The 25,188-nt window shown below is 64.9% G+C and carries 29 protein-coding genes; 18 read left to right on the plus strand and 11 right to left on the minus strand.

Features of this window, described 5'->3' with window-relative positions; translation table 11 throughout:
* The first annotated feature begins 46 nt into the window (after positions 1–46).
* The 4 genes from AC1DXS_RS02255 to AC1DXS_RS02270 all read left to right on the plus strand — a co-directional run bounded on the left by AC1DXS_RS02255 (position 47) and on the right by AC1DXS_RS02270 (position 3,014).
* Positions 47–1,393 (plus strand): AsmA family protein, encoded by a 1,347-nt coding sequence (locus AC1DXS_RS02255; RefSeq protein ID WP_477735956.1) that lies wholly within the window; start codon positions 47–49, stop codon positions 1,391–1,393.
* Between the two features lie 233 nt (positions 1,394–1,626).
* Positions 1,627–1,812, plus strand: coding sequence for a DUF1328 family protein (locus AC1DXS_RS02260; protein WP_477735957.1), 186 nt, complete (start codon positions 1,627–1,629; stop codon positions 1,810–1,812).
* Positions 1,812–2,141: a hypothetical protein gene (locus AC1DXS_RS02265; protein ID WP_477735958.1), complete on the plus strand. Its 330-nt coding sequence runs from the start codon at positions 1,812–1,814 to the stop codon at positions 2,139–2,141. Before AC1DXS_RS02260 ends, AC1DXS_RS02265 begins: the two co-directional genes overlap by 1 nt.
* Before the next feature lie 24 nt (positions 2,142–2,165).
* Positions 2,166–3,014, plus strand: a complete 849-nt coding sequence (locus AC1DXS_RS02270) for a transglutaminase-like domain-containing protein (protein WP_477735959.1) — start codon at positions 2,166–2,168, stop codon at positions 3,012–3,014.
* Between the two features lie 19 nt (positions 3,015–3,033).
* Here AC1DXS_RS02270 and AC1DXS_RS02275 read toward each other — a convergent pair whose 3' ends face one another.
* The gene (locus AC1DXS_RS02275; protein ID WP_477735960.1) at positions 3,034–3,921 is read right to left on the minus strand and encodes a bile acid:sodium symporter family protein; all 888 of its coding nucleotides are present in this window, start codon (positions 3,919–3,921) and stop codon (positions 3,034–3,036) included.
* Positions 3,918–4,688, minus strand: a complete 771-nt coding sequence (locus AC1DXS_RS02280) for a class II aldolase/adducin family protein (RefSeq protein WP_477662655.1) — start codon at positions 4,686–4,688, stop codon at positions 3,918–3,920. Before AC1DXS_RS02280 ends, AC1DXS_RS02275 begins: the two co-directional genes overlap by 4 nt.
* Before the next feature lie 101 nt (positions 4,689–4,789).
* Between AC1DXS_RS02280 and AC1DXS_RS02285 the strand changes: the two genes are divergently transcribed.
* The gene (locus tag AC1DXS_RS02285; RefSeq protein WP_477735961.1) at positions 4,790–5,497 is read left to right on the plus strand and encodes a Crp/Fnr family transcriptional regulator; all 708 of its coding nucleotides are present in this window, start codon (positions 4,790–4,792) and stop codon (positions 5,495–5,497) included.
* A gap of 162 nt (positions 5,498–5,659) precedes the next feature.
* Here AC1DXS_RS02285 and AC1DXS_RS02290 read toward each other — a convergent pair whose 3' ends face one another.
* The 5 genes from AC1DXS_RS02290 to AC1DXS_RS02310 form a co-directional block, all read right to left on the minus strand.
* A complete protein-coding gene (locus tag AC1DXS_RS02290) occupies positions 5,660–6,766 on the minus strand; it encodes an alpha/beta fold hydrolase (RefSeq protein ID WP_477735962.1) in 1,107 nt (368 codons plus the stop codon).
* Positions 6,767–6,914: 148 nt separating this feature from the next.
* Complete coding sequence (gene mddA / locus AC1DXS_RS02295) at positions 6,915–7,652, minus strand: methanethiol S-methyltransferase (protein ID WP_477735963.1); 738 nt, start codon at positions 7,650–7,652, stop codon at positions 6,915–6,917.
* A gap of 273 nt (positions 7,653–7,925) precedes the next feature.
* On the minus strand, positions 7,926–8,204 hold the full coding sequence (locus AC1DXS_RS02300; protein ID WP_477713989.1) for a YkgJ family cysteine cluster protein: 279 nt from the start codon (positions 8,202–8,204) through the stop codon (positions 7,926–7,928).
* A 32-nt stretch (positions 8,205–8,236) separates the two neighbouring features.
* Positions 8,237–9,253, minus strand: a complete 1,017-nt coding sequence (locus AC1DXS_RS02305; RefSeq protein WP_477735964.1) for a Bug family tripartite tricarboxylate transporter substrate binding protein — start codon at positions 9,251–9,253, stop codon at positions 8,237–8,239.
* A 101-nt stretch (positions 9,254–9,354) separates the two neighbouring features.
* Entirely contained in the window at positions 9,355–9,741 is a 387-nt protein-coding gene (locus tag AC1DXS_RS02310) for a winged helix-turn-helix transcriptional regulator (RefSeq protein WP_477735965.1), read from the minus strand.
* A 101-nt stretch (positions 9,742–9,842) separates the two neighbouring features.
* Here AC1DXS_RS02310 and AC1DXS_RS02315 point away from each other — a divergent pair, with 101 nt between their 5' ends.
* Both AC1DXS_RS02315 and AC1DXS_RS02320 read left to right on the plus strand, forming a co-directional pair.
* On the plus strand, positions 9,843–10,166 hold the full coding sequence (locus AC1DXS_RS02315; RefSeq protein WP_477735966.1) for a DMT family transporter: 324 nt from the start codon (positions 9,843–9,845) through the stop codon (positions 10,164–10,166).
* Positions 10,167–10,191: 25 nt separating this feature from the next.
* On the plus strand, positions 10,192–10,818 hold the full coding sequence (locus tag AC1DXS_RS02320; RefSeq protein ID WP_477735967.1) for an FMN-dependent NADH-azoreductase: 627 nt from the start codon (positions 10,192–10,194) through the stop codon (positions 10,816–10,818).
* An 8-nt stretch (positions 10,819–10,826) separates the two neighbouring features.
* Here AC1DXS_RS02320 and AC1DXS_RS02325 read toward each other — a convergent pair whose 3' ends face one another.
* A complete protein-coding gene (locus AC1DXS_RS02325) occupies positions 10,827–11,504 on the minus strand; it encodes a hypothetical protein (protein ID WP_477735968.1) in 678 nt (225 codons plus the stop codon).
* Entirely contained in the window at positions 11,501–12,091 is a 591-nt protein-coding gene (locus tag AC1DXS_RS02330; protein ID WP_477735969.1) for an NADPH-dependent FMN reductase, read from the minus strand. The genes AC1DXS_RS02325 and AC1DXS_RS02330 overlap by 4 nt, the downstream gene beginning before the upstream one ends.
* A 101-nt stretch (positions 12,092–12,192) precedes the next feature.
* Between AC1DXS_RS02330 and AC1DXS_RS02335 the strand changes: the two genes are divergently transcribed.
* The 10 genes from AC1DXS_RS02335 (at position 12,193) to AC1DXS_RS02380 (ending at position 22,292) form a co-directional block, all read left to right on the plus strand.
* The gene (locus AC1DXS_RS02335) at positions 12,193–12,438 is read left to right on the plus strand and encodes a type II toxin-antitoxin system Phd/YefM family antitoxin (RefSeq protein WP_413330049.1); all 246 of its coding nucleotides are present in this window, start codon (positions 12,193–12,195) and stop codon (positions 12,436–12,438) included.
* Positions 12,432–12,926 (plus strand): type II toxin-antitoxin system VapC family toxin, encoded by a 495-nt coding sequence (locus tag AC1DXS_RS02340; protein WP_477735970.1) that lies wholly within the window; start codon positions 12,432–12,434, stop codon positions 12,924–12,926. Before AC1DXS_RS02335 ends, AC1DXS_RS02340 begins: the two co-directional genes overlap by 7 nt.
* A 9-nt stretch (positions 12,927–12,935) precedes the next feature.
* Positions 12,936–14,921 (plus strand): tRNA uridine-5-carboxymethylaminomethyl(34) synthesis enzyme MnmG, encoded by a 1,986-nt coding sequence (gene mnmG, locus AC1DXS_RS02345; RefSeq protein WP_477735971.1) that lies wholly within the window; start codon positions 12,936–12,938, stop codon positions 14,919–14,921.
* Complete coding sequence (gene rsmG / locus AC1DXS_RS02350; RefSeq protein ID WP_477735972.1) at positions 14,921–15,580, plus strand: 16S rRNA (guanine(527)-N(7))-methyltransferase RsmG; 660 nt, start codon at positions 14,921–14,923, stop codon at positions 15,578–15,580. Before mnmG ends, rsmG begins: the two co-directional genes overlap by 1 nt.
* Positions 15,581–15,753: 173 nt before the next feature.
* Positions 15,754–16,380, plus strand: coding sequence for a LysE family transporter (locus AC1DXS_RS02355; protein WP_477735973.1), 627 nt, complete (start codon positions 15,754–15,756; stop codon positions 16,378–16,380).
* A 66-nt stretch (positions 16,381–16,446) separates the two neighbouring features.
* A complete protein-coding gene (locus AC1DXS_RS02360) occupies positions 16,447–17,217 on the plus strand; it encodes a ParA family protein (RefSeq protein ID WP_477735974.1) in 771 nt (256 codons plus the stop codon).
* Between the two features lie 73 nt (positions 17,218–17,290).
* Positions 17,291–17,857, plus strand: a complete 567-nt coding sequence (locus tag AC1DXS_RS02365) for an RBBP9/YdeN family alpha/beta hydrolase (protein WP_477735975.1) — start codon at positions 17,291–17,293, stop codon at positions 17,855–17,857.
* An 11-nt stretch (positions 17,858–17,868) separates the two neighbouring features.
* The gene (locus tag AC1DXS_RS02370) at positions 17,869–19,194 is read left to right on the plus strand and encodes a serine hydrolase domain-containing protein (protein WP_477735976.1); all 1,326 of its coding nucleotides are present in this window, start codon (positions 17,869–17,871) and stop codon (positions 19,192–19,194) included.
* 47 nt (positions 19,195–19,241) lie between these two features.
* Positions 19,242–20,180, plus strand: a complete 939-nt coding sequence (locus tag AC1DXS_RS02375; RefSeq protein ID WP_477735977.1) for a ParB/RepB/Spo0J family partition protein — start codon at positions 19,242–19,244, stop codon at positions 20,178–20,180.
* A gap of 288 nt (positions 20,181–20,468) precedes the next feature.
* Positions 20,469–22,292 carry a sensor histidine kinase gene (locus tag AC1DXS_RS02380; RefSeq protein WP_477735978.1) on the plus strand — a complete coding sequence of 608 codons (1,824 nt, stop codon included), beginning with the start codon at positions 20,469–20,471 and terminating at the stop codon, positions 22,290–22,292.
* Between the two features lie 12 nt (positions 22,293–22,304).
* Here AC1DXS_RS02380 and AC1DXS_RS02385 read toward each other — a convergent pair whose 3' ends face one another.
* Positions 22,305–23,729, minus strand: coding sequence for an FAD-binding oxidoreductase (locus tag AC1DXS_RS02385; protein WP_477735979.1), 1,425 nt, complete (start codon positions 23,727–23,729; stop codon positions 22,305–22,307).
* A gap of 275 nt (positions 23,730–24,004) precedes the next feature.
* Positions 24,005–24,349: an EF-hand domain-containing protein gene (locus AC1DXS_RS02390; RefSeq protein WP_477735980.1), complete on the minus strand. Its 345-nt coding sequence runs from the start codon at positions 24,347–24,349 to the stop codon at positions 24,005–24,007.
* 260 nt (positions 24,350–24,609) lie between these two features.
* On the opposite strand from AC1DXS_RS02390, the gene AC1DXS_RS02395 reads away from it, so the two are divergent.
* The gene (locus AC1DXS_RS02395) at positions 24,610–25,176 is read left to right on the plus strand and encodes a cob(I)yrinic acid a,c-diamide adenosyltransferase (RefSeq protein WP_477735981.1); all 567 of its coding nucleotides are present in this window, start codon (positions 24,610–24,612) and stop codon (positions 25,174–25,176) included.
* Positions 25,177–25,188: the final 12 nt, after the last annotated feature.

Raw genomic sequence — 25,188 nt, forward strand, 5'->3', positions numbered from 1 at the left:
GGTTTTTTGCTGGGGGCGCGCATCAGGAGCGCGCCACAATAGCCGCATGGCAAAAGTTTTTAAATGGCTGGTGTTCCTGGCCCTGGGTTTGATGGTGTTGCTGGCGGTGGTGGCCTTTACGTTGCACCGCTGGGTCAGCACGGACGATTTCCGTCAGCGCCTGGAGCGCGAGGCCACTGCCGCGCTGGGTGTGCCTGTGGCGCTGGACAGGGTGGCGGTGGATGTGTGGCCGCTGCCGGCGGTGGCGCTGAGCGGCATCTCGGTGCAGAGCAAGCCGCCCCTGACCCTGGAACGTGTGGAGGTGCGGCCGCGCTGGCAACCGTTGCTCACGGGGCGGCTCGAGGTGGCGACGCTGCTGGTGCGCAAGGCGGTGCTGCCGCAGCAAGGCATTGATGCCGTGCTGCTGTTGCTGCAAAAGAAGAAAACCCCGGCGCAGGCGGCTGCAGCCGCCGCATCTTCAGCGCAGGCCGGGAAGCCGGGGCAGTCCTCCATGGAGTGGCTGCCGCGCCGCACGGTGCTGGACCAAGTGACCTGGATCAGCGCCGCGGGCGCACGCACCACCGTGAACGCCGAAGCCGAGCTGGGTGACGACGGCCTGCCGGACAGCGTGTCGCTCAAGCTGGTCCAGGGCAACCTGCAGGGACTGGAGGCCACGCTGAAACGCGACGAACCGAAAGCCGCCGCCGGGGGCGACGAGTGGGCCTTGCGCGTGGACGTAGGCGGCGGCAAGGTCGAAGGCAAGCTGGGCCTGAAAAAGGTGCCCGTGACCGCCGCGCGGGAAGAACTGGAACTGCAGGGCAAGCTGCAGACCAAGGACGTTGAGGTGTCGGCGCTGACGGCGCCCAGCAAGTCGCTGACGGGCCGGCTCGAGGCCTCCACCACCTTGCATGCGCGGGCCGCGACCACGGGTGCGCTGGTGGAGGCCTTGCAGAGCCAGACGACTTTCACCGTGCGTGACGCGGTGATCCACGGCCTGGACCTGGCCAAGGCGGTCAAGACCATTGGTTTGAGCCGTGGCGGCCAGACGGCCCTGGACACCCTGGCCGGGCAGGTCAACACCCAGGGCAAGTCGGCGCAGCTGACCAACCTGGTGGCGAGCTCGGGCGCGCTCAGCGCGACGGGCAATGTCGCCATCTCGCCGGCCAAGGTGCTGAGCGGCCGGGTGAGCGTGAACGTGGCAGGCGACAGCAAGCTGGGCAGCGCCATCGGCGGCGCGGTAGGCGTGCCGCTGACGGTGGGCGGCACGCTGGACAACCCCGAAGTCACGTTGTCGCGCTCGGCCCTGCTGGGCGCGGCCATCGGCACGGCCCTCCTGCCCGGCGTGGGCACCGGCGCCGGGGCCAACCTGGGCGACCGCGTGGGTGAGGGTTTTCGCAGCCTCTTCGGCAAGTAGGCTTTGCAGGCATGGCACCACGGTGCTGCCGTGCTAGTAAAAGCATAGCGGATAGAGGCCGCCGCGTCCTTGTCCTACAGTGGCTAGCGGGCGCTGCTGATGGGTGCAAAGCCCGCGTACTTTTAGCATGAAGGCTCGCTGCGGTGCTTCACCGCGGCGCATCGACCCCCGGTCACGGCAGCCATGGCGCATTGCGCATGGCCCGGGCCGCTCACCTTCCACAGGAGGCCAAGATGCTCAAGTACGCAATTATTTTCGCCATCATTTCATTGATTGCCGGCGCCCTCGGCTTCGGCGGTGTCGCGGCGGGCGCCGCCGGCATCGCCAAGATCCTGTTCGGCCTGTTCCTGATCCTGGCGGTCGTGTTTGTGGTGCTGGCCGCGCTGGGTGTGGGCGCGGCGAAAAAGATCATGAAGTAATGGCGATGCAGGAAGCGAACCGCATCCCCGCGCCGCCGGCCTCGATGGCGTCGCGCTTTCGGCAACGGCTGTTTCATCCGTGGTCGGGGCCGCGCGCGCCTGCACCGTCTTCGTCGCCTTCGCAATTGCCCGCACCCGTGGCGAAGCGCAAGATCACCTTCCAGGCCAGCATTGCCGAGTTTCTGCTGGTGAACCGGCTGCGCGCGCGCCGGCGCGCCCAGCCCTCGGCGGACGTGATGGAGCGCGCGGCGCGCATTGTGTTTGTGACCTGCCAGAACTGGTTTGCCAAACCGGGCCGCGGGGGCCCTGACCATCGTTCCCGCCTCTAACGGTCTTTCACGGCCAGTCCACCCATGCACACCGCCCTGATTGAATCGCTGCTTGAGTATGAAGTCAGCAGCCCGGCCCATTTTTTGTTCAACATCGAGACGGCCTTCCACGAGGGCCATCATGTGGTGGAGGAGCGCCTGACCATCACGCCCAGCATGAAGGTTCGCAACTTCTGCGATGAGCGCAGCGGCAACCGCTTCATCCGCCTGGATGCGCCCAAGGGGCTGCTGTCGGTCAACTACCGCACGCGCGTGGAACTGCATCCCGCGCCCGTGCCGCTGCACCTGGAGGAAACGCCGGTGACCGGCGTACCCGACGATGTGCTGCGCTATCTGATGCCCAGCCGCTATTGCGAGTCCGACGTGATGAGCCGCGCGGCGCAGCAGCTCTTCGGCCAGCTGCCGCCCGGCATAGGCCGCGTGCGCGCGATCGAAAGCTGGATTTACGAGTCGATCAACTACCTGCCAGGCTTCAGCGACTCCACGACCTCGGCACAGGAGGTGTTTGTGCAGCGCGCGGGCGTGTGCCGCGATTTCGCCCACCTGGGCATCACCATGTGCCGCGCCCTCAACATCCCGGCGCGGCTGGTCGTGGGCTATGTGCACTTCGAAGAGCCGCCGGAGGATTTCCACGCGGTGTTCGAAGCCTGGCTGGAAGGCCGCTGGGTGATCTTCGACCCGACGCGCATGGCGCCCATAGACCGGCTGGTGCGCGTGGGCACGGGGCGCGACGCCAAGGACGTGGCCTTCGCCACCATCTTCGGCGACGTGCGCATGACCCGCAAGGAGCTGACGGTGGACGAAGGCGACATGCCCCCGCGCCCGCCCGGCGCCGTGCAGGCGCCACCCTTGCTGACGGTGGTCAGCGTCTAGCGGCCTGGCGCCACCGTGTTCACTGGGGCTGGACGGCCGCCACCGGTGCGCTCTGCCGCCTCAACACCAGCAAGCCGAACAGCGTGGCCGTGAGGTACATGCTGAAGGAGTAAATCGCTGCGGGCAGGGCCAGCTGGAAGTTGTTCAGCACGGCCAGCGCGATGAAGATGGCGAGTGTCGCGTTGTGGATGCCGATTTCGTAGCTGATGGCGGTGGAGATGGGCTTGTCCAGGCCCGTCGCGCGCGCCACGTAATAGCCCGCCAGCAGGCTCACCAGGTTGAAGGCCAGCACGGCCGGGCCTATGGCCGCGAAGCCGCCGCTGAGCGCCTGCCATTCCTTGACGACGGCGCCCACCGCCACCACGACCAGCACGGTGATGCTGAAGACCTTGGTCGGGTTTTCGCTGCGCGCGGCCCAGCCGGGCTTCACGGTGCGCAGCCACATGCCGATGGCCACGGGCACCAGCACGATGACGATGACCTCCACCACCTTGCCGAACTGCAGCGGCACGACCTGGCCGGTTTTGGCAAAAGTGTTGATGGCCCAGTTGGCGATCAGCGGCATGGTGACGATGGACAGCAGGGTGTTGATGGCGGTCAGCGAGATGTTCATCGCGACGTTGCCGCCGAACAGGTGGCTGAACAGGTTGGCCGAGATGCCGCCCGGCGAGGCCGCCAGCAGCATCAGGCCCACGGCGAACAGCGGCGGCACATTGAGCAGCACGATGATGGCGTAGCAGGCCGCCGGCAGCACGATGACCTGCAGCACCAGCGCCACGATCACGGCCTTGGGGTATTTGAGCAGGCGGGTGAAGTCATCGACCTTGAGCGTCAGGCCCAGGCCCAGCATGACCAGCGCGAGCGCGGCGATCAGCAGTTGGGCCACGATGGGTGAGCCGCCGCTCATGACTTGTAGCTTTCATCGAGCTTGTCGAGCTTGCGGATCAGCGAGGGCCAGACAAACGCTCCGCCCATGCCGCCGGTCTGCACGCGCATGGCTTCGGCCACGCCCTTGACGATCAGGGGGTTGACCTCGGTCAGCGGGCCGCCGGCCTGCGCGTCGAGCTGGATGCGGCAGGTGTTCTCAAAGGTATACATGCTGAGGAAGGCGTCGGCAATCGTCTTGCCCACGACCAGCAGGCCGTGGTTGCGCAGCATCAGGAAATTGGCCTTGCCGAGGTCGGCCTGCAGGCGCGGCTTCTCTTCATCGCGAAAGGCCACGCCTTCGTACTCGTGATAGGCCAGCGACGCCAGCACAAAGGTCGATTGCTGGCTGATGGGCAGCACGCCGCACTGCTGCGCGCTCACGGCCACGCCGGCGCGCGTGTGGGTGTGCAGCACGCAGCCGGCATCGGCGCGCGCCTCATGCACCGCGCTGTGGATCACAAAGCCGGCGGGGTTGACGGGGAAGGGCGAGTCAATCACCTTGTTGCACTGGCCGTCGACCTTGACCAGGCTGGAGGCGGTGATCTCGTCGAACATCAGGCCGTAGGGGTTGATCAGGAAGTGATGGTTGCCGGCGCCGGAGACCGACTCGGGCAGCTTGGCGCTGATGTGGGTGAAGACCAGGTCGCTCCAGCCGTAGAGCGCGACCAGGCGGTAGCAGGCGGCGAGGTCGCAGCGCAATTGCCATTCTTCGGCGCTGACGACTTCTTTGAGGGAGGGGATGTGCATGGGGCTTGTCTCCGGGGTGCAGGTTTTAGGGTTTTAGGGGTTCAGCTGCACGATACGTCCGTGCTTGACGCGGAACTGTCAAAAATTTGACAATTGCGGGCATGCCCTTGCCCGATCTGTCCCCTTTGCGCCATATGGACCGCATGTCGGCCAACCCCTGGTTTGGCGCGCTGCCGCTGGCGGACAGGCAGGCGCTGCTGGCCTCGGCCGAAGTGCTGCGCCTTCGCCCCGGCGAGATGCTGTTCCGCCAGGGCGATGCGCCGGGCGGTTTTTACGGCCTGCTGGGCGGGCTGCTCAAGATCTCTTCGCTGCGTGAGGATGGGCGGGAGGCCATCCTGGTGGTGCTGGAGGCGGGCAACTGGATGGGCGAGATCTCGCTGATGGACGGCGAGCCGCGCACCCACGATGCCACGGCGCTGTCGGCGGCCGAAGTGCTGGTGGTGCCGCAGGCGGCCTTTGCTTCGCTGATGGAAGGCGCGCCCTTTGCACGGGCTGTGGCGAGGCTGCTCGCGGCGCGGGTGCGCTCGCTTTACGGCATGGTGGAAGACGCGGCGCTGCGCTCGACCCGCGCGCGCGTGGCGCGGCGCCTGCTGCTGCTGGCGCGCGGCGACGCCACCATGGCGCTGAAGGCGCGGCCGGTGGTGCCGGTGTCGCAGGAGGCGCTGGCCATGATGCTGGGCATCAGCCGCCAGACGCTCTCGGTGGAGCTCAAGGCCATGGTGGAGCAGGGCGCGATCGCGCTGCGCTACCGGTGCATAGAGATCGTCTCCGCGCAGGGGCTTGAAGCGCTGGGCAACGTATCGCGATAGCGCTAACGATAACGACAGCTTCAGTGCAGGCCGGGCTGCGTATCGCTTTCAAGCCGGCTCAGCCAGCGCATCGCGCTGCCCGCATCCGCGCCGCACATTTCGGCTGAGGGCAGACATGTTTGGGCGCCAAGCGGGCGGGCCCAAGGAGCTGGGTGGCCAAGGTCACCCGGGGGCCGAGGTGATCAACGCGAGTTCTGTTGCGCGCCTCACCGCCTCGGCGCGCGTGCGGCACTTCAAGGCCAGCAGTGCGTTCGCGACATGCATTTCAACGGTGCGCGGACTTAAGGCGAGCTTGCGCGCAATCTGCTTGTCGGTCTGGCCCTGCCCAACCTCGCGCAGTATCTCGATTTGCCGCGGTGTCAGCAGCGGCTTGCTGGTTGTTGGCGCGTTCGTTTCACGAGGTGCGGATTCGGCGCCGGTCCCGGGCAGGAAGGCCCGAAATTCGGACAAGAACACGGGCCAGGCGGCCTCGGTCTCGAACGGCAGGTGGTTTTTGCTCTCTAGCGGTATGAAGCGCGCGTTCGGGATCAGCGATGCGAGCAGACGGCCCTCCTCGAAGGGAAAACAGGGGTCGTCTTTGGCGTGGAACACCAGCGTTGGGCAGCGCACCTTGGGCGCCGATTCGAGCAAGTCGATCTCGAAGACCTCCTTGAGGAAACGCACGGCGTTCGCGCCGGAGATCGTCAGCCGCTGCGCTTCGTCGACCGCGCGTTGCTGTTCCGCCGTTGCATCATGCAGCAACTGGGAAATGAACACTTGCCTGAACGACGAACTGTCGGAACCCCAGCCCAGTTCTGCCGCCTTGARCATGGCCAGCGCCGCGTCGATGACCTTGGCCGGCGGATCGCGTTTCAACAGGCCGCGAGCGCAAGCGCCATAGAGCACCAGGTGGCTGACCCTGTCCGGGTGGCGCGCCGCGTAGTTGACGGCGATGGCTGCGCCCTGGGACATGCCAAACAGGGGAAAGCGGTCTATGGCCAGGGTGGCGACCACGGCCTCCAGATCCTCGATCCAGGCTTCCATGGAAATGCGTTCGACCTGCCGTTCCGACAAGCCGCAGCCGCGGGAGTCGTAGCGGATGAGGGTATTGCCGCGGCTTAACTCGGACACCCAGTGCCGGGTGAACAGGTTGCTCGGGTCCTTCTCGACATGGGTCAGCCAGGTGGCCGCCTTGATCAAGGGCGCGCCTTCCCCGAGTGTCGCAACGGCCAGTCGCGTGCCGTCCGCGCTGGTGCAAAAACGAATCTGCTGTTGTCGTTCCCGGTGCATCGCGCCGATTGTAAGAGGCGACCAGGGCGCAGTCCAACGACATCTGGCCCAGAGGCCGCCTCGCTTCAATGGGGCGGATATCCTGTGCTTAAAAGCATGTCCAAGGCATGTTCACCAGTTCACGAGCGGCCATGTTGACGCCTTGGCCTTAGCGAAGCGTCTTTCCGGGAAATGGAATGATCATTGCCACGCGCTTGCGATACTGCCGGTAGGTGTCGCCGAAATAGTCGATCAGGTCGCGTTCTTCGAACCGGATCGCGACCAGGATATACAGCGTGGTGGCAACAGCAAACACCAGATGCGCGATCGTCATGGTGGGCGTCACCCAGAAAGTCAGCAGCCAACCCAGGTAGATGGGGTGGCGTACGTACCGGTAAGGGCCTGGCGAGGCAAACGAGATGGTTTGGTAGGACTCGCCGCGCAAGTAGCAGTAAACCTGCCGCAGGCCAAACAAGTCCCAATGGTTGATGGCATAGGTGCTGCCAAACACGGTCAGCCATCCCAGCGCATACAGGATGTAGAGCAGTGCTCTGCCGTTGGTGTCTTGCACGTTCCAGACAACGCCGCCCATGGGTTGCCACAGCCAGAACAGCAGAATCAGGGCCAGGCTTGAGGCCAGGACATAGGTGCTGCGCTCCACGGGTTCAGGAACAATCCGCGTCCAGGCCTTTTTGAATGCGGGCCTGGCCATGACGCTGTGCTGCAGCGCAAATACGCCGATCAACAAGACGTTGGCCAACAGTGCCTGCGTCCAGTGTGTATGCGGTGCGGAATCTATGGTCTTGGGGACCAGAATGTTGCCAAGGAAACCGACGGCGTATAAGGTTGTGCCGAAGGAAACGGCATAGGCCGTCAAGCCGTATACAAATGCAAGTAACCTCTTCATGACGAGTGTCCTTTGTGAATGGATGGAAATGCAAGCCAGCTTGGATGGCGATATTGGATACGCGGAATCCGTCCACACACAAGAAGCTGTGACATCAGTGTGCGATGGAACCAGGCTGCAGCCCAGTCGGAAAATTACGGCTGGTGCAGGTGGCGATTACGGTAGCGGCCTACCGTAGGTGCTATCGAAACGGGTAGAACGCGATGTCTGCCGGGTCGACCCAAGGAACTCCTGCGGCGCCTCGGGGGGTTGCAGAGCGATGGCCTCAGCCCATCAGTCTGTGAGGGACGTAGCCGGCGTTGTAGACGTGGAACGCTCAAGGTCATCCAGCCATTGGATGGCCAGTTCGCGTGATGTCCCGCACATTTCCACGGAAGGCTGTAGTCCGGAACAACATGCTGGCCGCTCGGGCCGGCCGAAGATCAGGCATTGGTTGGCATCCCCCAGCTGCACGCAGCGCACGCCGGCTGGCTTGCCTTGCGGCATGCCGGGAATGGCGGAGCTGATGGAGGGGGCAATGCAGCAGGCGCCGCAGCCGGGGCGGCAGTTCATGGGGATCGCTCGTGGTTGAAGTTGGAGGCGCGTCAGTCGGGCTTGATTTTCGCGCGTTCGGCGACCAGCTTCCAGCGCGCCTGCTCGGTCTTGATGAAGGCGCCGTATTGTGCCGGCGTGTCGCCCACGGGCTGGGCCGTGTCGCCGCGCAGGCGCTCGGTGGCCTGCGGGTTGCGCATGGCCTTGCCGCAGGCCTCGGCGATGCGGTCTATGTGGGCCTGCGGCATGTTGGCGGGTGCATTGAGGCCGTACCACTGCGTCATCTCAAAACCCGGGTAGCCGCTTTCGGCCACCGTGGGCACGTCGGGCAGCTGGGGCAGGCGCTCCTTGGTGCCGGTGGCGATGCAGCGCAGCTTGCCGGACTTGATGTGGGCCAGGATGGCGGGCGCGCCCACGCTGGCGGCTTCGAGCCGGCCGGCCAGCAGATCGGTGAGCTGCGGGCCGGTGCCGCGGTAGGGCACGTGCAGCACAAAGATGTTGGTGGCCATCTTCAGGTATTCAAAGGCCAGGTGGCCGGCGCTGCCGTTGCCGGCCGAGCCGTAGTTGAGCTGGCCGGGCTTGGACTTGGCCAGCGCGACGAACTCTTTCAGGTTGTTGGCGGGCACGCTGGAGTTGATCACATACAGGCTGGGCACCTTGGCCAGCAGCGAGATGGGCTTGAAGTCCTTGTTGGTGTCGAAGGGCAGCTTGTCGAAGATGAAGGGGTTGACCGCCATGGTGCCGATATGGCCCAGGATGATGGTGTGGCCGTCGGTGGAGGCCGCGCAGTCCTGCATCGCGATGTTGCCGCTGGCGCCGGGCTTGTTCTCGACGAAGACGTTCTGGCCCAGGCTTTTGCCGAGCTCATTGGCGGCCGAGCGCGCGACGATTTCAGAACTGCCGCCGGGTGCGAAGGGCACGAGCAGGCGAATCGGTTTGTTGGGCCAGTTGCTTTGCGCGTGGGCGCTGCCGAGCAAAAGACCGGGAAAGGCGGATATGGCGGCGGCTGCGCCGCCGGCCTTGAGGCCCAGCTGCAATGCGCCGCGGCGCGTGTTCGTGGCTTGTTTCATGGATGTCTCCGTATCGTTGTTGTGGACTCAATATAGGACCGTACGAGCGGGCGGCCGCTACGTGATTCCGCTAATGAGGCTAACCCTGTCTGGTCAAGCGCTTAGTTGAAAGATGCGTCAAAACGTTCGCGTGCGGCCTTGAGGTTCTGGTGGTTGCGCTCGGCCCAGTTGTCCAGCGGGATCAGGGTTTCGCTGAGGGACTGGCCCAGGGTGCTGAGCTGGTATTCCACATGCGGCGGCACGGTCTGCCGGTCAAAGCGCAGCACCAGGCCATTGCGCACCAGCTCCTTGAGTGTTTGCGTCAGCATTTTTTGCGAGATGCCTTCGATCTTGCGCATCAGTTCGTTGTTGCGCACCGGGCCTTCGGCCAGCGCCGGAATCACCAGCAACGCCCATTTGCTGGCGACCAGTTCCAGTGCCTGGCGCGAGGGGCAGGCCTGGCTAAACACAGTTGAGCCGTCAGCGGAGGCGTCGTCGGGAATTGTCATGGTTACCAGAAGGTGCGTACTTGTCTGCGGGTGATCGTAAACCTAAGCTGGCGGCTCTTCCATCTTTAACCCTCAATCCCCTTACCCGAGAAAGACTCTCCATGGCCTGGTTGTACCTGCTCGCCGCAAGCATCGTCGAAATCGCGATGGCCTTGCTCCTCAAATCTTCGCAGGGCTGGACGCGGCTTTTACCCAGCGTGCTGGGCGTGGCCGCGGCCGGCGCGAGCATTTTCTTTTTGACGCATGCCGTCAGGACTTTGCCGGTGGGCACGGCCTACGCGATCTGGACCGGCATAGGCTCGGTCGGCGTCACCGTGATCGGCATTCTCTGGATGGGCGAAAGCGCCTCCGCCTTGCGCCTGCTGTGCGTGGCGTTTGTCGTGGCCGGCATGGTGGGCCTGCGCCTGCTGGACGGCACAGCGTGATGAGCCCCCAGCACGGAGAAACCCCATGACCCATCTGCTCCATATCGAAGCCTCGCCCATGCAGTCCGCGTCAACGTCGAGCACGGTTGCCGCCGCCTGGCTGGATGCCTGGCGCGAAGCGCATCCCGAAGACACGGTGGACATCCTCCATGTCTGGGATATCGACTTGCCGCCCTTTGACGCCGACATGATTGCCGCGAAGTTTGCCGTGCTGCGCGCGCAGAACGCGACGGCGCCGCAGCAGGCGCTGTGGGCGCGCGCGGTGGCCGTGTCGCAGCGCTTTAACGCAGCCGACCGTTACCTCTTCAGCCTGCCGATGTGGAATTTCGGCATCCCTTACCGGCTCAAGCATTTCATTGACGTGGTGACCTTGCCGGGGCAGAACTGGTCTTGGTCGCGGCAGGCCGGTTACCAGGCCCTGCTGCCCGGCAAAAGTGCGACGCTGGTGTATTCAAGCGCCGGCGCTTATCCGCTGCAGCCTGACGAGGACGATTCAGATTTCCAGAAGCCCTATATGCGGCGCTGGCTGCGCTTTCTGGATATCGCGGTCGAGGCGGAAATCAGCGCCGCGCCGACATTGGTGGCGCCTGAGGAACTGGCAGTGACCAGGGCCAGGGCGATGGAGCGGGCACGTATGCTCGCCACGAATTAATGCGACGGTCACCGGGGTATCTTCGCGATCTCCAGCGTTGTCACGATCCCGTTGGCCAGCGCGTTACCCTGCTCAGGTTTTGCGCACTGCTCCTTGCGCAGCTTCGGGTCTTCGCTTCCCTGGCACAGCATCACGCCCTCGGGGCCGATGCCGGGCACTTGGGGGTGATAGAAATACGCGAAGCCGTTCCGGTTGGACAGGTTGACCCATTGCTCTACCAACTCGGGATTGGCTTTGCCGTCGCTGTATTTGATGATCCAGGCTTTCAACGCCGGCATGCGTGCCTGCTGCAGGCTGCCGTCCTGCGCGTAGTTGCCGTGGAAGGCCACCGCTGTTTTGTCGAGAGGCTGGTCGTCGGAGTAGGCGCGTGTTTTGCCGCCAAGAAACATGCGCGAGCAGGAAGAGCGGCAATAGCCCGATAGCAAGGTTGCCAGGCCTTTTTCGCGGATGTATTCCCCGGTGGCATACCCGGACCGGGCGTCCCCGCCGGAGGAGTTTTTGAGCACCACTGTCGTGATGCCGGGGTGTTCCTCTATCGCGGTCTGCAAGATCCGTTGCTCATTGCCGGTCACCTTGCCCGACAGAAAGATATAGGGCTCCCTGATCTCCACGTCCATGGCATAAGCGCATGAGGCGAGGCAACAGGCCACCAGACTGCACAACCAGCGGCCCGGGCGCGCGCTCATGCTGCCAGGCGTTGCGAGGCGAACAGCACCTGGTCGATCACCGCCTGCACATTCTTGATGCTGGCTTCGTTGAGCAGTTGGCCCTCGGCATCAAAGGCATCGCCGGCGCGGCCCAGGGCAAAAGCCTTGGGCGCGACCCAGCATTGCGCATTGAGCAGCAACGGCACCAGGTGGCTTTGCGAACGCAGGCCGCCCAGCGCGCCGGGCGAGGCGCTGAGCACGCCCACCACCTTGCCGCTGAAAGACTTGAAGCCATCGTGCCAGGCCGGGTCGCTCTTGACAGGGCTGGACACCCAGTCGACGGTGTTCTTGAGCAGCGCGGTGTAGCTGCCGTTGTATTCGGGCGAGCAGATGATCCAGGCCGGGTGCTCGTACATGATCTGCTTGAGCTTCATGACGTCGGGCGGCGTGCCTTTGGCCTCGAGGTCGGCGTTGTACATGGGGATGTCGAAGTCGGCCAATTCAATATGGGTGACTTCGGTGCCGGCTGCGCGCGCCAGGGCGGCCGCGACATGGGCCAGCTTGCGGTTGTAGGAGTTCTGGCGGGTGCTGCCGGCGAAGATCAGGAGTTTTTGGGGGGCGTTCATGCGTCCGATTTCACCACAGGCTGTAAGGTGAAAAACTGCGTGCGGAGCGGCTTGCAAGCACAAACCCGCTAAAATGTACAAAACATTGGAATTTGTACAAAATGCACACCATCGCACTCAGCGAGTTTCGCGCCAATGCCTCCGCCATGATCGACCTGGTGGAGCAGGGCGAAACCGTCCGCATACTCCGGCACGGCAAGCCGGTGGCCGAACTCGTGCCCCTGAAGGCGGAAGAAGACGCCGCCAAAGTCCCGAGCTGGAAAAAGCCGTTTGAACCCGTGGTCCTGCCGCCCGGCGTGTCGCTGTCGCAGGCGGTGCTGGACGAACGGAATGAATCGCCATGGTGAAGAGGGCACAAGCCGCTTATGCACCGCAGGCCGCCACCGCCACCCGCCTGGTGGCGCGCGACGGCGAGGCGCGGTTGATGTTCGACGCCTCGGCGCTGACCAAACGCTACGCCAGCGAGGCCGGGCGCGACCGGGTGCTGATGTTGTTCGAGGCGGCCAGCGAGCTGCTGGTGGCGGCGCACTGCAAGACCGAGGTGGCCTCGGCGCTGCTGCGGCGCCGGCGTGACGGCAGCCTGCCGGCGCCGGAATTTGACCGGGCCTGGGCTGCGGCGCAGCGCGACGTGGCCGACATGACCCTGGTGCCGCTGGACGCGCATGTCGAGCGCTTTGCCTTTGCCGCGATGGAGCAGGGCCCTTTGCGCGGCATGGACGCGCTGCATGTGGGCAGCGCGCTGGCCAGCCGGGTGGACCTGTTTGTCACGGCGGACAGGCGCCAGGCGCAGGTGGCACGCGGCATGGGCCTGGCCACTGAATTGATAGAAAGCTGAAGGTTGGATATGTTTTACCCCCAAGAATTTGACGTGATCGTGGTCGGCGGCGGCCATGCCGGCACCGAGGCCGCCCTGGCTTCGGCCCGCATGGGCTGCAAGACTTTGCTGCTGTCGCACAACATCGAGACGCTGGGCCAGATGAGCTGCAACCCTTCGATAGGCGGCATCGGCAAGGGCCACCTGGTCAAGGAAGTGGACGCCCTGGGCGGCGCGATGGCGCTGGCCACCGACGAAGGCGGCATCCAGTTCCGCATCCTGAACAGCTCCAAGGGCCCGGCCGTGCGCGCGACCCGGGCGCAGGCGGACCGCATTCTGTACAAGGCGGCGATTCGCCGCAGGCTGGAAAACCAGCCCAATCTCTGGCTGTTCCAGCAGGCCGTCGACGACCTGATGGTGGAGGGCGACCGCGTGGTCGGCGCCGTCACTCAGGTCGGCATCAAGTTCCGCTCGCGCACCGTGGTGCTGACGGCCGGGACTTTCCTGGACGGCAAGATCCACGTCGGCCTCAACAACTACTCGGCCGGCAGGGCGGGCGACCCGCCGGCGGTGTCGCTCTCGGCCCGGCTCAAGGAGCTCAAGCTGCCGCAGGGCCGGCTCAAGACCGGCACGCCGCCGCGCATCGATGGCCGCACGATTGACTTCAGCAAATGCATAGAGCAGCCCGGGGACGGTATGCCCGGCGGCATCGAGGGGCCGGTGCCGGTGTTCAGTTTTATGGGCGGCGGCATTGCCCACCCGCGGCAGGTGCCGTGCTGGATCACCCATACCAACGAGCGCACCCACGAGATCATCCGCTCCGGTTTTGACCGCAGCCCCATGTTCACCGGCAAGATTGACGGCGTCGGCCCGCGCTACTGCCCCAGCGTGGAAGACAAGATCAACCGCTTCGCCGACAAGGACAGCCACCAGATTTTCCTGGAACCCGAAGGCCTGACGACCCACGAGATCTACCCCAACGGCATCTCGACCAGCCTGCCTTTTGACATCCAGTACGACCTGGTGCGGTCCATGGCCGGCATGGAAAACGCCCACATCCTGCGGCCCGGCTATGCCATCGAGTACGACTATTTCGACCCGCGGGCGCTGAAATCCAGCTTTGAAACCCGGGCGATCGGCGGCCTGTTCTTTGCCGGCCAGATCAACGGCACGACCGGTTATGAAGAGGCGGCAGCCCAGGGTCTGTTCGCCGGCATCAACGCCGCGCTGCAATGCCAGGGCAAGGATGCCTGGCTGCCCAAGCGCGACGAGGCCTACCTGGGCGTGCTGGTCGACGACCTGATCACCAAGGGCGTGACCGAGCCTTACCGCATGTTCACCAGCCGGGCGGAGTTTCGCCTGATGCTGCGTGAGGACAACGCCGACATGCGCCTCACCGAAAAAGGCCGCGAACTGGGCCTGGTCGACGACGCCCGCTGGGACGCCTTCAACCGCAAACGCGATACGGTTTCACGTGAAACAGCCCGGCTCAGGGCGATCTGGGTCAACCCCAACAACCTGCCGGCGGCCGAAGCCGAGCGCGTGCTGGGCAAGTCGATTGAGCGCGAGTACAACCTGCTGGACCTGCTGCGCCGCCCCGATGTGAACTATGCCGGGTTGATGTCACTGGAGGAGGGCAAGTACGCCAACCCCGAACTGGCGGCCGAAGCCGCGGCCAGCGACGACCTGGCCAAAAGCGTGATCGAGCAGATTGAAATCACCGCCAAGTACGCCGGCTATATCGACCTGCAAAAGACCGAGGTAGAGCGTGCCGCCCATTATGAAAACCTCAAATTGCCGGCCGACCTGGACTACCTGCAGGTTTCGGCCCTGAGTTTTGAAGCGCGCCAGACCCTGGCCAAGCACAGGCCCGAAACCCTGGGAATGGCCTCGCGCATCTCGGGCATCACGCCGGCCACCGTCTCCCTGCTGCTGGTGCACCTGAAAAAGAACCTGTGGAAAAACACGGTTCCGCTCCAGGCAGCTGAGGCCGCCAACGAAAAAGCCAAAGCCTGATGCGGGCCGGTGAACAGGATTTGCGCGCCGGCCTGAAGGCGCTGCAACTGGAGCTGGGCGACGCCCAGGTCGGCCAGCTGCTGGATTACCAGGATTTGATCGGCAAGTGGACCAAGGTCTACAACCTGACGGCGGTGCGCGACCCGGCCGAAATGCTGACCCACCACCTGCTGGACAGCCTGGCCGCGGTGCTGCCGTTGCGGCGCCACCTGCAAAAAGCCGGGCTGGGGCAGGGCGCCAGATTGCTGGACGTGGGATCCGGCGCCGGCCTGCCTGGGGTGGTCATCGCGATCTGCTGCCCGGAAGTGACCGTCACCTGTGTGGACACGGTCGCCAAAAAAGCCGCCTTTATCAAACAGGCGGCCCTGGCGCTCAAGCTGCCCAATCTCTCGGGATTGCACGCCCGGGTCGAAACCATTGCCACGCCGTTTGAGGTGATCTGCTCCCGGGCCTTCGCTTCGCTCCCCGATTTCACCAATTGGTCGGTCGGCGCCCTGGCGCCGCAAGGCGCCTGGATGGCCATGAAGGGCAAACACCCGGCCGAGGAAATCGCCGCCTTGCCGGCTGGGACCGAGGTGTTTCACGTGGAACAGCTGCAGGTTCCGGGGTTGGATGCCGAGCGCTGCATGGTCTGGATGCGGAAAAAGACCGCTCCCTGATCCCGGCTGGGCGACCGTTGGAAGAGGGCGATGCCGCCCGGTCCGTTGTTCGGGCACAAAAAGAAACCGTCTCGAACACCGAATCCGCCCTGATCGGCTGATTTGGCATTGGGGCGGCACACCCCTGTCGTAAACTCACCCTCTCACTTTTCTCTACTTTCTGGAGAACCTCCATGTTGGGCTCATTCGTCGGCATCGCCGACTACGGCGCTTTTGTCGTCGCCATCATTGTGTTTTTGTTGATTCCCGGCCCGGGCAACCTCGCGCTGATCACTTCGACCAGCAAGGGCGGTATTGCCGGCGGCCTGGGCGCGACCTTTGGCGTCATCGCTGGCGACCAGGTTTTGCTCTGGGCGGCGGTGGCCGGCGTGTCGGCCATCATGGCGGCTTACCCGACGGCGTTCCACATCGTCCAGTGGGCCGGGGCGATTTACCTGGCCTGGCTGGGCATCAAGATGCTGGTGGCCAAGCCCGGCGACGCGCCCCTGCTGAACATCAAGCCCCGCCACTACTTCAAGCAGGCACTGCTGATCACCTTGCTGAACCCCAAGGCCATCGTGTTCTACATGGCTTTCTTTCCGCTGTTTGTCGACCCGGCCCAGCACCAGGGCCTGAAAACATTTGCCGTGATGGCGTCCACGATTGCCGGGCTGACTTTTCTGTATGGCCTGTGCTCAGTGATGATCACCTACCACCTGGCCGAGCGCATTCGCGCCAACCCCAAAATCACGACCATCCTGAACAAGCTGGCCGGTGTCTTCCTGATCGGCTTCGGCCTCAAGCTCGCGGTTTCCAAATAAGCGGCTCTTGGCCGCCAGCCGTTATCGCATTTCGCGTCCTCTTTCGAACAAAAACTAAAAGCACACATGGCCAAAATATTCTGCGTTGCCAACCAAAAGGGCGGGGTGGGCAAGACCACCACCACGGTCAATCTGGCGGCGGGGCTGGCCAAAGTCGGCCAGCGGGTGTTGATGATCGACCTGGACCCGCAGGGCAATGCCACCATGGGTTCGGGCGTGGACAAGCGCCAGCTCGAGATGACGGTGTACGACGTGCTGCTCGAATCCGCCTCTGTGGCCGAAGCCCGGGTGCACAGCGAAAAATGCGGCTATGACGTGCTGGGCGCAAACCGCGAACTGGCCGGCGCCGAGGTTGAACTGGTCGACGTCGAGCGTCGCGAAAAGCGCCTCAAGCTCGCGCTGGCCGAAGTCGACAGCCAGTACGACTTCGTGCTCATCGACTGCCCGCCGTCCCTGAGCATGCTGACGCTCAACGGCCTGTGCTGCGCGCACGGCGTGATCGTGCCCATGCAGTGCGAGTACTTTGCGCTCGAAGGCTTGACCGACCTGGTCAACACCATCAAGCAGGTGCACGCCAACCTCAACAAGGATTTGCAGATCATCGGCCTGCTGCGGGTGATGTTCGACCCGCGCATCACCCTGCAGCAGCAGGTCAGTGACCAGCTCAAGGAACACTTCGCCGACAAGGTCTTCAACACCGTGATCCCGCGCAACGTGCGCTTGGCCGAAGCGCCCAGCTACGGCCTGCCCGGCGTGGTGTTTGACCCGGCCTCCCGCGGCGCGCAAGCTTTCGTCACTTTCGCCGAAGAGATGGTCGATCGCATCAAGGCGATGTGATTCAAACCGGTCAAGGCCCCATACACAGGCGCCTTTGCGCTATCAATATAGTAGCGATCAAGCCCCGCGCAGCATGAACCCCCGCAATGTCCTGATACTCCCCGGCTGGCAAAACAGCGGCCCCGGCCACTGGCAAAGCCGCTGGGAAAGCGCGCACGGCTACACCCGCGTCGAGCAGCACGACTGGATGCGGCCGTTGCGCGGCGACTGGAGCGCGCGGCTTGAAGAGGTGCTGCTCGCTTGCGACGAGCCGGCCGTGCTGGTCGCGCACAGCCTGGGCTGCATGCTGACCGCCGCCTGGGCTTCGCACTCGCGCAACACCCACCGCGTCAAGGCCGCGCTGCTGGTGGCGCCGCCCGACGTGGAACGCGAGGACGTGCGCCAGATGCTGCCGGGCTGGGCGCCCGTGTCCCTGGGCAAGCTGCCTTTTCCCACCGTGGTGTTTTGCAGCAGCGACGACCCGTTCTGCGCGCCTGCGCGTGCACGCCAGTTCGCGGCGGCCTGGGGCGCCGAGCTTGTCGACGCCGGGCCGCGCGGCCACCTCAATGCCGACAGCGGCCTGGGCGACTGGCCCGAGGCGTTTGAAAAATTGCAGCGCCTTCAAGCACTGCCCGCTTCTCTCGAACACCAACATTCATAACAAGAGAACCCATGCCCTTGCCTCGCTCTTTCGCCCGCTCCCGCTCGCGTTCCTGCTTTGCATCCACCGCGCTGGCGGTTGCCGCCCTGGCCGCCTCGCTCGCCTGTACCGCGCTGCATGCCGAGCCCGATGAAGAGCTGCTTGGCAAATCGCAGGGCTACCCGCTGGGCAACGCCAGCACCTGGTACAGCAATCCTTACCGTGTCGGCTCCTGGTCGACCATGGACAAGGTGCATGGTGTGCAGACCCGCGTGGTCGCACGCCCGGCCGAGGCCAGTCCGCTGCCACGCGCGGCCGGCCCCGCGTCCATCAGCTACCGCTACAAGAACACCCACTACACCCTGGCCGACTACCTGGAGCGCCAGCGTGCCACCGGTTTGCTGATCTTGAAAAACGGCGAAATCGTCGCCGAACACTACCGCTACGGCCGCAAGGACGACGCGCGCTTTCTGTCCTTCTCCATGGCCAAGAGCGTGACCTCGCTGCTGGTCGGCAAGGCGCTCTCGCTGGGCTTGATCGCCTCGCTCGACGACCCGGCTGAAAAATACGTCAAGGAACTCGCCGGCAGCCCCTACGGCGCGACCACCCTGCGCCAGCTGCTGCGCATGAGCTCGGGCCTCACTTTTACCGAGCGCTATGACGGCAAGGACGACATCGCCCGCCTGTCGCGTGCCGGCGCCGGTGCGCCCGGCGCGGGCAAACCGGTGGACGTGCTGAAGTCCATCACCGACCGCCACTCGCCGCCCGGCGAAAAATTTGTCTACGCCGGCTCCGAGACCGATGTGCTGGGCCGCGTGGTGGTGGCCGCCGCCGGCAAGAACATGTCCGAGCTCACCGCCGAGTGGATCTGGAAACCCATGGGCGCCGAGCACGACGCCTTCTGGCGCATCTCCGTCGACGGGCAGGAACAATCCTATGGCGCTTTCAACGCCAGCCTGCGCGACTGGGCGCGCCTGGGCCAGCTGCTGGCCAATGACGGCCGCGCCATCGACAAAGCCACCGGCAAGCCCGGCGCGCTGCAGGTCCTGCCGCTGGAGTATTTGCTGGACGCCACCGACGCGACGCGCCAGCCGCAGGCTTTCAAGCCGCGCACGGCCACGCCTTACTTCGGCTACGGCTACCAGTTCTGGCTCATGCCCATGCGGGCGCGCACCTTCGCCATGCAGGGCATCCACGGCCAGACGGTCTATGTGCAGCCCTCCACCGGCATTGTGCTGGTGCTGACATCGGCCTGGGAACAGGCCAGCGGCAAGCAGGACGCACAACCTTACGAAGAGCGCGACGCCCTGTGGCGCGGCGTGCTGCAGTCCCTGGGCGGCAGCCTCACGCCCCAATAACACTGCGCGATACATCACAACATTGACGGATTGAAGGAATAGAAACCATGGTCACCAAAAAACCCAAAGGCCTGGGCCGCGGGCTCGAAGCATTGCTCGGCCCCAAGGTCAGCGAGACCGCCACCGACGCCGAGAACGCCAGCACCAGCGCCAACAGCCCGGGCCTGCCGGCCTCGCTGCGGCTGGAAGACATGGTCGCCGGCCAGTACCAGCCGCGCACCCGCATGGACGAGGGCGCGCTCTACGAGCTGGCCGAATCCATCAAGGTGCAGGGCATCATGCAGCCCATCCTGGTGCGGCGACTGACGTCGGGCGCCAACGACGGCAAGTACGAAATCATCGCCGGCGAACGGCGCTTCCGCGCGGCCAAGCTGGCCGGCCTGGACAGCGTGCCGGTGCTGGTGCGCGACGTGCCCGACGAGTCGGCCGCCGCCATGTCGCTGATTGAAAACATCCAGCGCGAAGACCTCAACCCGCTTGAAGAAGCGCACGGCCTGCAGCGCCTGGTCAAGGAGTTCGGCCTCACGCACGAGCTCGCCGCGCAGGCCGTGGGCCGCTCGCGCAGCGCGGCCTCCAACCTGCTGCGTTTGCTGAATCTGGCCGACCCGGTGCAAACCATGCTGATGGCGGGCGACCTCGACATGGGCCACGCGCGCGCGCTGCTGGCTCTGGACCGCGCCGCGCAAATCACCGCGGCCAATCAGATCTCCGCCAAAAAAATGTCGGTGCGCGAAGCCGAAAGCCTGGTCAAGAAACTGAGCGCCGAGTTCTCGCTCAAGCCGCAAAAAGCCGCGAAAGAAAAATCACGCGACACGCGCCGCGTCGAGGAAGAATTGGCAGACCTGCTGATGGCCGACGTGGAGGTGCGCGTCAAGAAACAGGTCAAGCGCAACGGCAGACGCGAAGACATGGGCGAAGTGGCCATACAGTTCGCCTCCATGGACGAACTCAACGGGCTGATCGAGCGCCTGCGCGGCAACAAGTAGCCCGTCTGGCCATCCCGGACAAGGCCCTTTCGCGTTGTGCCGTAGCCCCCTCCTCCAGGGGGCTTTTTCTTTTCCGCTCCAGCGCGGTGAGTCATACCCCGATAGTGTTAATTATTCAACCTAATTGAGTAATTAAGTGCTAATCTTTGTGTTCAAGGGCGCGGCCAGGTTTTCGGACGTCCCTCCGGAGTTGGCCGCGCCGGCGAAGAAGCAATGGGGTCCGCCGTGCGCACCTTTAATCTGAGCCACATCAGGAGGCATACCGTTCTGGTTGCCGCGGGCCTTGCCATGGCCATGGGTGCCGTGGGGCTGCTGGGCTGGGTGCTGCAGCTGGACATCCTGAAAAGCCTGATACCGGGCGCCGTCCAGATGAAACCCAACACGGCCATCGGCCTGTGCCTGTGCGCCGCGGCCCTGCTCGTGGGTTTGCGCCGCCATGAAAAAAGAATGCGTTATTGGGGTTACGCCCTGGCCGCCGCCGTCAGCGCCATCGGCGCGGCCACGCTGTTTGAATACCTCTTCGCGGTCGACCTGCGCATCGATGAACTGCTGTTTCGCGACGGGGCCAATGCCTACAACCTGGCCCCCGGCCGCATGTCGCCCTTTAGCGCCTGGACATTTTTCATGCTGGGTATCGGGCTGGGCTTTGTGCGCTGCCGCTACGCGGGCTGGCTGGCCTATGTGTGCGGCGGCCAGGTTGCCAGCATAGGCGTGGTCAGCCTGCTGGGCTACCTCTGGCATGCCAGCGAGTTGGTTACCGACGTCTGGCTGCCGCCCGTCGCTGTCAACACCGCGCTGGCCTTCACCGCCTTGGGCCTTGCCGTGGTCGCTGCGCACGCCCGTGACACCTCGCTCAGCAGCATGGAAACCGAACTCTCCCCGCTGGAGGTCAAGGTGGTGCTCGCCATGGCCGGCACACTGGTGGTCCTGGTGGCATCGGCCAGCTACACCTACCGCTCGGTGGTGGACTTCACCGGGCATGCGGACCACATGGCGGCCGGCCAGCAGCAGCGTGTCGCGGTGCTCCAGGCCTCGCTGGCGCGCGCGCAGCGCGTGACGGCCGATGCGCTGTCCGCATCACCGGGCGCGCCGCTGCCGGCCGGCTACGGCGATGCGGGCGACTCCTTCGCCAGCGTGGTGCTGTTCGCGGAGTTTTCCCGGCTGCAGCGGGAGCTTGAAACCGCGCAGCAGTCGCTGCGGCGCGAGCAGGCCGGCGCCCTGGAAAAGGGCCGTACCACCATGCTGGTGTCGCTTCTCGTGACCATAGGCCTGGCGGTGGCGGTGTTTGTCGTGCTGATGGCGTCGGTCAGGCGGGAGATGAGTCGCAACATCCTGGCGCGCGCGGAGATCTTCGCGCTCAACAAGCACCTGGAGCAGCGTGTGCACGAGCGCGCCGCCGAACTCAACGCGGCCAACGAGCGCATGAACACCTTCATGAGCCTGCTGGCCCACGACCTCCGGCAGCCCCTGATCTCCCTGGGCAGCTTCGGCGAACTCCTGGATCGCCGGCTGCTTGAAACGAACGACGCGCAAGGCCGCAAGCTCATGCAACGCATCCTGCGCGCCACCCGTCAGGTGGACGCCTGCGCCGACGCCTTGCTGGAACTGGAACGCGTCTCCAGCAGAAGCCTGTGGATACAGACGGTGGATGTCAGTGGGCTGGTGAAGGCCATGGTCGCCCAGCTGCGCGAGCAGGAGCCGGGCCGGCGGGTGAGGCTGTTTGCCGGGCCCACGCGGCCCGCGCACGCCGACCGCAGCCTGCTGGCGGCGGTGGTGTGGCATGTGGTCGGCAATGCCTGGAAGTTCAGCGCCACCCGCGACGTTTCGGAAATAGAGGTCGGCTGCGGCCAGGATGAATCCGGCGCGCCGATGTGGTGGATCCGGGACAACGGCGTGGGCTTTGACATGGCTTGTGCCGACAAGCTCTTCACGCCCTTCCAGCGGCTGCACGCGGCGGACGAATTCCCCGGCCTGGGCACCGGCCTGGCGATTGTCCACGCCGTCGTGGCGCGGCACAGAGGGAGGGTGTGGGCGCGCTCGGAGCCCGGCCGGGGCGCCACGTTCTTTTTCACGCTCGGCGATCACGGCCTTCAGGTTCAGGCCGGGGGCTGAGGCGATGCGGCTTCAGGACAGCGAAAAAATCTTGCCTGGGTTCATGATGTTCTTCGGGTCCAGCGCGCGTTTGATGGTGCGCATCATGTCGACCGCGCCGTCGCCGGTCTCCGTTACCAGGAAGTCCATCTTGTGCAGGCCTACGCCGTGCTCGCCGGTGCAAGTGCCTTCGAGCGCCAGCGCGCGGCTCACGAGTTTGTGGTTCAGCGCCTCGGCGACTTCGCGCTCCTTGGGGATGGTCGGGTCTATCAGGTAGCCGAAGTGGAAGTTGCCGTCGCCGACGTGGCCGACCAGGAAGTAGGGGATGCCGCTGGCGTCGACCTCCGCCACCGACTCCAGCAGGCAATCTGCCAGGCGAGAGATCGGCACGCAGGTGTCGGTGGAGATCGCGCGGCAGCCGGGCCGCGACTGGATGGCCGCGAAGTAGGCGTTGTGCCGCGCCGTCCAGAGGCGCGTGCGTTCTTCCGGTGTGCTGGCCCATTCAAAGGCATTGCCGCCATGGCCGCTGGCAAGCTCCTGCACCAGCTCGGCCTGTTCCTTCACGCTGCTGGGCGTGCCGTGGAACTCCATCAGCAGCATGGGCTCTTCGCGCAGCGTGAGCTTGGAGTGCGTGTTCACCATGCGCACGGTGTTGTGGTCTATCAGCTCCACACGCGCGATCGGCACGCCCAGCTGTATCACTTCAATCGTGGTGCGCACCGCGGCCTCTATGCTCGGGAAAGAGCACACCGCGGCCGAGATGGCCTCGGGCAGCGGGTAAAGCCTCACGGTGACTTCGGTGATCACGCCCAGCGTGCCTTCGCTGCCCACCATGAGGCGGGTCAGGTCGTAGCCGGCCGATGATTTTTTGGCGCGTGTGCCGGTGCGTATCACGCTGCCGTCGGCGGTGACGACTTCCAGCGCCAGCACGTTCTCGCGCATGGTGCCGTAGCGCACGGCGTTCGTGCCGCTGGCGCGCGTGGCGCTCATGCCGCCCAGGGTCGCGTCGGCGCCCGGGTCTATCGGGAAGAACAGGCCGGTGCTTTTGACTTCTTCATTGAGCTGCTTGCGCGTCACGCCGGGCTGCACAGTGACGGTCAGGTCTTCGGCGTTGATGGACAGCACCTTGTTCATGCGGCTCACGTCGATGCTGATGCCGCCCTGCACGGCCAGCAAGTGGCCTTCGAGCGAAGTGCCCACGCCGAAGGGGATGACAGGTACGTTGTGCTCGCTGGCCAGCTTCACCGCATCGGCCACGTCCTGCGTGCTTTCGGCGAACACCACGGCCGAAGGCGGCGGCGCGGCGAAGGAGGACTCGTCGCGGCCGTGCTGCTCGCGCACCACCAGGGCGGTTGAGCAGCGCTCGGCAAAGCGCGCCTTGAGCGCGGCAATGAGCGCGGCAGGCGTTTCGCGCTGGTGGATCTCGGGAAGCAGGTGCTGGGGAAGGGGGGCGTTCATTGTTGTCTCCGGTCGGTGGCACAGTTTACGACGTGTACGCCGTTGTACCAATAAGGTCCGGAGCTTGCGGCTATTTGCGGCCGCGGGTTGGAGATAAGGATCTATTCCCCCTTTTTACTCCCCTCCCCCACTGGGGGAGGGCAGGGGTGGGGGCCAGCGGCGCTTGAGCAAACACTTCTTCTACGGCCGCTAGCCCCCATCCCAACCTTCCCCCAGCGGGGGAAGGAGCAAGACCTGAGCAGCCTCGCGCACGCGGCAGGCTGTGGCATGGGCCATCAGGAGCCCATGGCCGCCTTGGTGAGTTCGGGCAGCGAGATGAAGGAGTCGTGGTTGGTGTCGATCTGCTCGAAGCGTTGCGCCACGGCCGGCAGGTGTTCGGCCTCCTGGCGGTCCAGCTTGCCGTCCTTGTTGGCATCGGCGCGGCCGAAAGCTGCTTCGACGTCCTTGGTGGTGGTGCGGTTTTGCGGCACGGCGCCCGGGGTTGCGGAGGGCGCCATCTGCGAAGGAGGGCTGCTGGGGCTGGCGGGGGACGGCGGTGCGCTCTGCGCGCGCGCCGCACCGGCGGCGCCCGCAACCAGTGCGGCCACCAGCAACACGCTGCGCAACTCAAAGCCAGGCATACCGGGAATAGAATGATTCGATTGTTTCGCAGGGGATGTTGCTGTCGTGTGCATGGTCATGCGAGAAGTCTTTCAAAGAGTGAACAAGCCGCCATTGCAACCCAGCCCGCGCCTCGCGGCCAGCAGTTTTTCAGGGTGTTGCCTCACTCACATGATGGCTCAGGTCGACACATTTTCTTGCCGGGCGTAACGCTCCAGCTTTGCGTTTTAGTCCTTTTGCTTCATTGACTTTCACATCGCGCCTCATCGCGCTTCGCACCATGGCCAACAGACTTTCACAGATCGCAACCCGCACCGGCGACAACGGCACCACCGGCCTGGGCGACAACACGCGCGTGTCCAAGGACAGTCTGCGCGTTCACGCCATGGGCGACGTCGATGAATTGAATTCGCACATCGGCGTGCTGCTGTGTGAGGAGCTGCCGCCCGGCGTGCGCGAGCTGCTGGTGGAGGTGCAGCACCAGCTTTTCAACCTCGGCGGCGAGCTGTCCATCCCGGGCTTTGAATTGCTCAAGCCCGAGGCCGTGGCCTTGCTGGACGAAGCGCTGGCCCAACACAATGCGGCGCTGCCGCGCCTGGCCGAATTCATCCTGCCGGCGGGCTCGCGCGCGGCTTCGCTGGCGCATGTGTGCCGCACCGTCGCGCGCCGCGCCGAACGCGCCGTGGTGGCGCTGGGCGCGACCGAGCCCTTGAAGGAAGCGCCGCGCCAGTACCTCAACCGCCTGAGCGACCTGCTGTTTGTGCTGTCGCGCGTGCTCAACCGCATGAATGGCGGCGACGACGTGTACTGGAAGAGCGAACGCATGGCGCGCGCCGCCACTGAATAAGACAGGGGCAGC

The sequence above is a fragment of the Polaromonas sp. P3_B1 genome (assembly GCF_056402935.1).

Excerpts from the sequence above, each read along its gene's own strand:
- mnmG (WP_477735971.1), top strand. The coding sequence starts at position 12,936 with ATGTTTTACCCCCAAGAATTTGACGTGATCGTGGTCGGCGGCGGCCAT.
- AC1DXS_RS02380 (WP_477735978.1), top strand. The coding sequence starts at position 20,469 with ATGGCCATGGGTGCCGTGGGGCTGCTGGGCTGGGTGCTGCAGCTGGAC.
- AC1DXS_RS02315 (WP_477735966.1), top strand. The coding sequence starts at position 9,843 with ATGGCCTGGTTGTACCTGCTCGCCGCAAGCATCGTCGAAATCGCGATG.
- AC1DXS_RS02330 (WP_477735969.1), bottom strand. The coding sequence starts at position 12,091 with ATGAACGCCCCCCAAAAACTCCTGATCTTCGCCGGCAGCACCCGCCAG.
- AC1DXS_RS02260 (WP_477735957.1), top strand. The coding sequence starts at position 1,627 with ATGCTCAAGTACGCAATTATTTTCGCCATCATTTCATTGATTGCCGGC.
- mddA (WP_477735963.1), bottom strand. The coding sequence starts at position 7,652 with ATGAAGAGGTTACTTGCATTTGTATACGGCTTGACGGCCTATGCCGTT.
- AC1DXS_RS02300 (WP_477713989.1), bottom strand. The coding sequence starts at position 8,204 with ATGAACTGCCGCCCCGGCTGCGGCGCCTGCTGCATTGCCCCCTCCATC.
- AC1DXS_RS02270 (WP_477735959.1), top strand. The coding sequence starts at position 2,166 with ATGCACACCGCCCTGATTGAATCGCTGCTTGAGTATGAAGTCAGCAGC.
- AC1DXS_RS02355 (WP_477735973.1), top strand. The coding sequence starts at position 15,754 with ATGTTGGGCTCATTCGTCGGCATCGCCGACTACGGCGCTTTTGTCGTC.
- AC1DXS_RS02370 (WP_477735976.1), top strand. The coding sequence starts at position 17,869 with ATGCCCTTGCCTCGCTCTTTCGCCCGCTCCCGCTCGCGTTCCTGCTTT.
- AC1DXS_RS02365 (WP_477735975.1), top strand. The coding sequence starts at position 17,291 with ATGAACCCCCGCAATGTCCTGATACTCCCCGGCTGGCAAAACAGCGGC.
- AC1DXS_RS02375 (WP_477735977.1), top strand. The coding sequence starts at position 19,242 with ATGGTCACCAAAAAACCCAAAGGCCTGGGCCGCGGGCTCGAAGCATTG.
- AC1DXS_RS02285 (WP_477735961.1), top strand. The coding sequence starts at position 4,790 with ATGCCCTTGCCCGATCTGTCCCCTTTGCGCCATATGGACCGCATGTCG.
- AC1DXS_RS02385 (WP_477735979.1), bottom strand. The coding sequence starts at position 23,729 with ATGAACGCCCCCCTTCCCCAGCACCTGCTTCCCGAGATCCACCAGCGC.
- AC1DXS_RS02395 (WP_477735981.1), top strand. The coding sequence starts at position 24,610 with ATGGCCAACAGACTTTCACAGATCGCAACCCGCACCGGCGACAACGGC.
- AC1DXS_RS02310 (WP_477735965.1), bottom strand. The coding sequence starts at position 9,741 with ATGACAATTCCCGACGACGCCTCCGCTGACGGCTCAACTGTGTTTAGC.
- AC1DXS_RS02340 (WP_477735970.1), top strand. The coding sequence starts at position 12,432 with ATGGTGAAGAGGGCACAAGCCGCTTATGCACCGCAGGCCGCCACCGCC.
- AC1DXS_RS02390 (WP_477735980.1), bottom strand. The coding sequence starts at position 24,349 with ATGCCTGGCTTTGAGTTGCGCAGCGTGTTGCTGGTGGCCGCACTGGTT.
- AC1DXS_RS02335 (WP_413330049.1), top strand. The coding sequence starts at position 12,193 with ATGCACACCATCGCACTCAGCGAGTTTCGCGCCAATGCCTCCGCCATG.
- AC1DXS_RS02280 (WP_477662655.1), bottom strand. The coding sequence starts at position 4,688 with ATGCACATCCCCTCCCTCAAAGAAGTCGTCAGCGCCGAAGAATGGCAA.
- AC1DXS_RS02255 (WP_477735956.1), top strand. The coding sequence starts at position 47 with ATGGCAAAAGTTTTTAAATGGCTGGTGTTCCTGGCCCTGGGTTTGATG.
- AC1DXS_RS02265 (WP_477735958.1), top strand. The coding sequence starts at position 1,812 with ATGGCGATGCAGGAAGCGAACCGCATCCCCGCGCCGCCGGCCTCGATG.
- AC1DXS_RS02305 (WP_477735964.1), bottom strand. The coding sequence starts at position 9,253 with ATGAAACAAGCCACGAACACGCGCCGCGGCGCATTGCAGCTGGGCCTC.
- AC1DXS_RS02360 (WP_477735974.1), top strand. The coding sequence starts at position 16,447 with ATGGCCAAAATATTCTGCGTTGCCAACCAAAAGGGCGGGGTGGGCAAG.
- AC1DXS_RS02320 (WP_477735967.1), top strand. The coding sequence starts at position 10,192 with ATGACCCATCTGCTCCATATCGAAGCCTCGCCCATGCAGTCCGCGTCA.
- rsmG (WP_477735972.1), top strand. The coding sequence starts at position 14,921 with ATGCGGGCCGGTGAACAGGATTTGCGCGCCGGCCTGAAGGCGCTGCAA.
- AC1DXS_RS02275 (WP_477735960.1), bottom strand. The coding sequence starts at position 3,921 with ATGAGCGGCGGCTCACCCATCGTGGCCCAACTGCTGATCGCCGCGCTC.
- AC1DXS_RS02325 (WP_477735968.1), bottom strand. The coding sequence starts at position 11,504 with ATGAGCGCGCGCCCGGGCCGCTGGTTGTGCAGTCTGGTGGCCTGTTGC.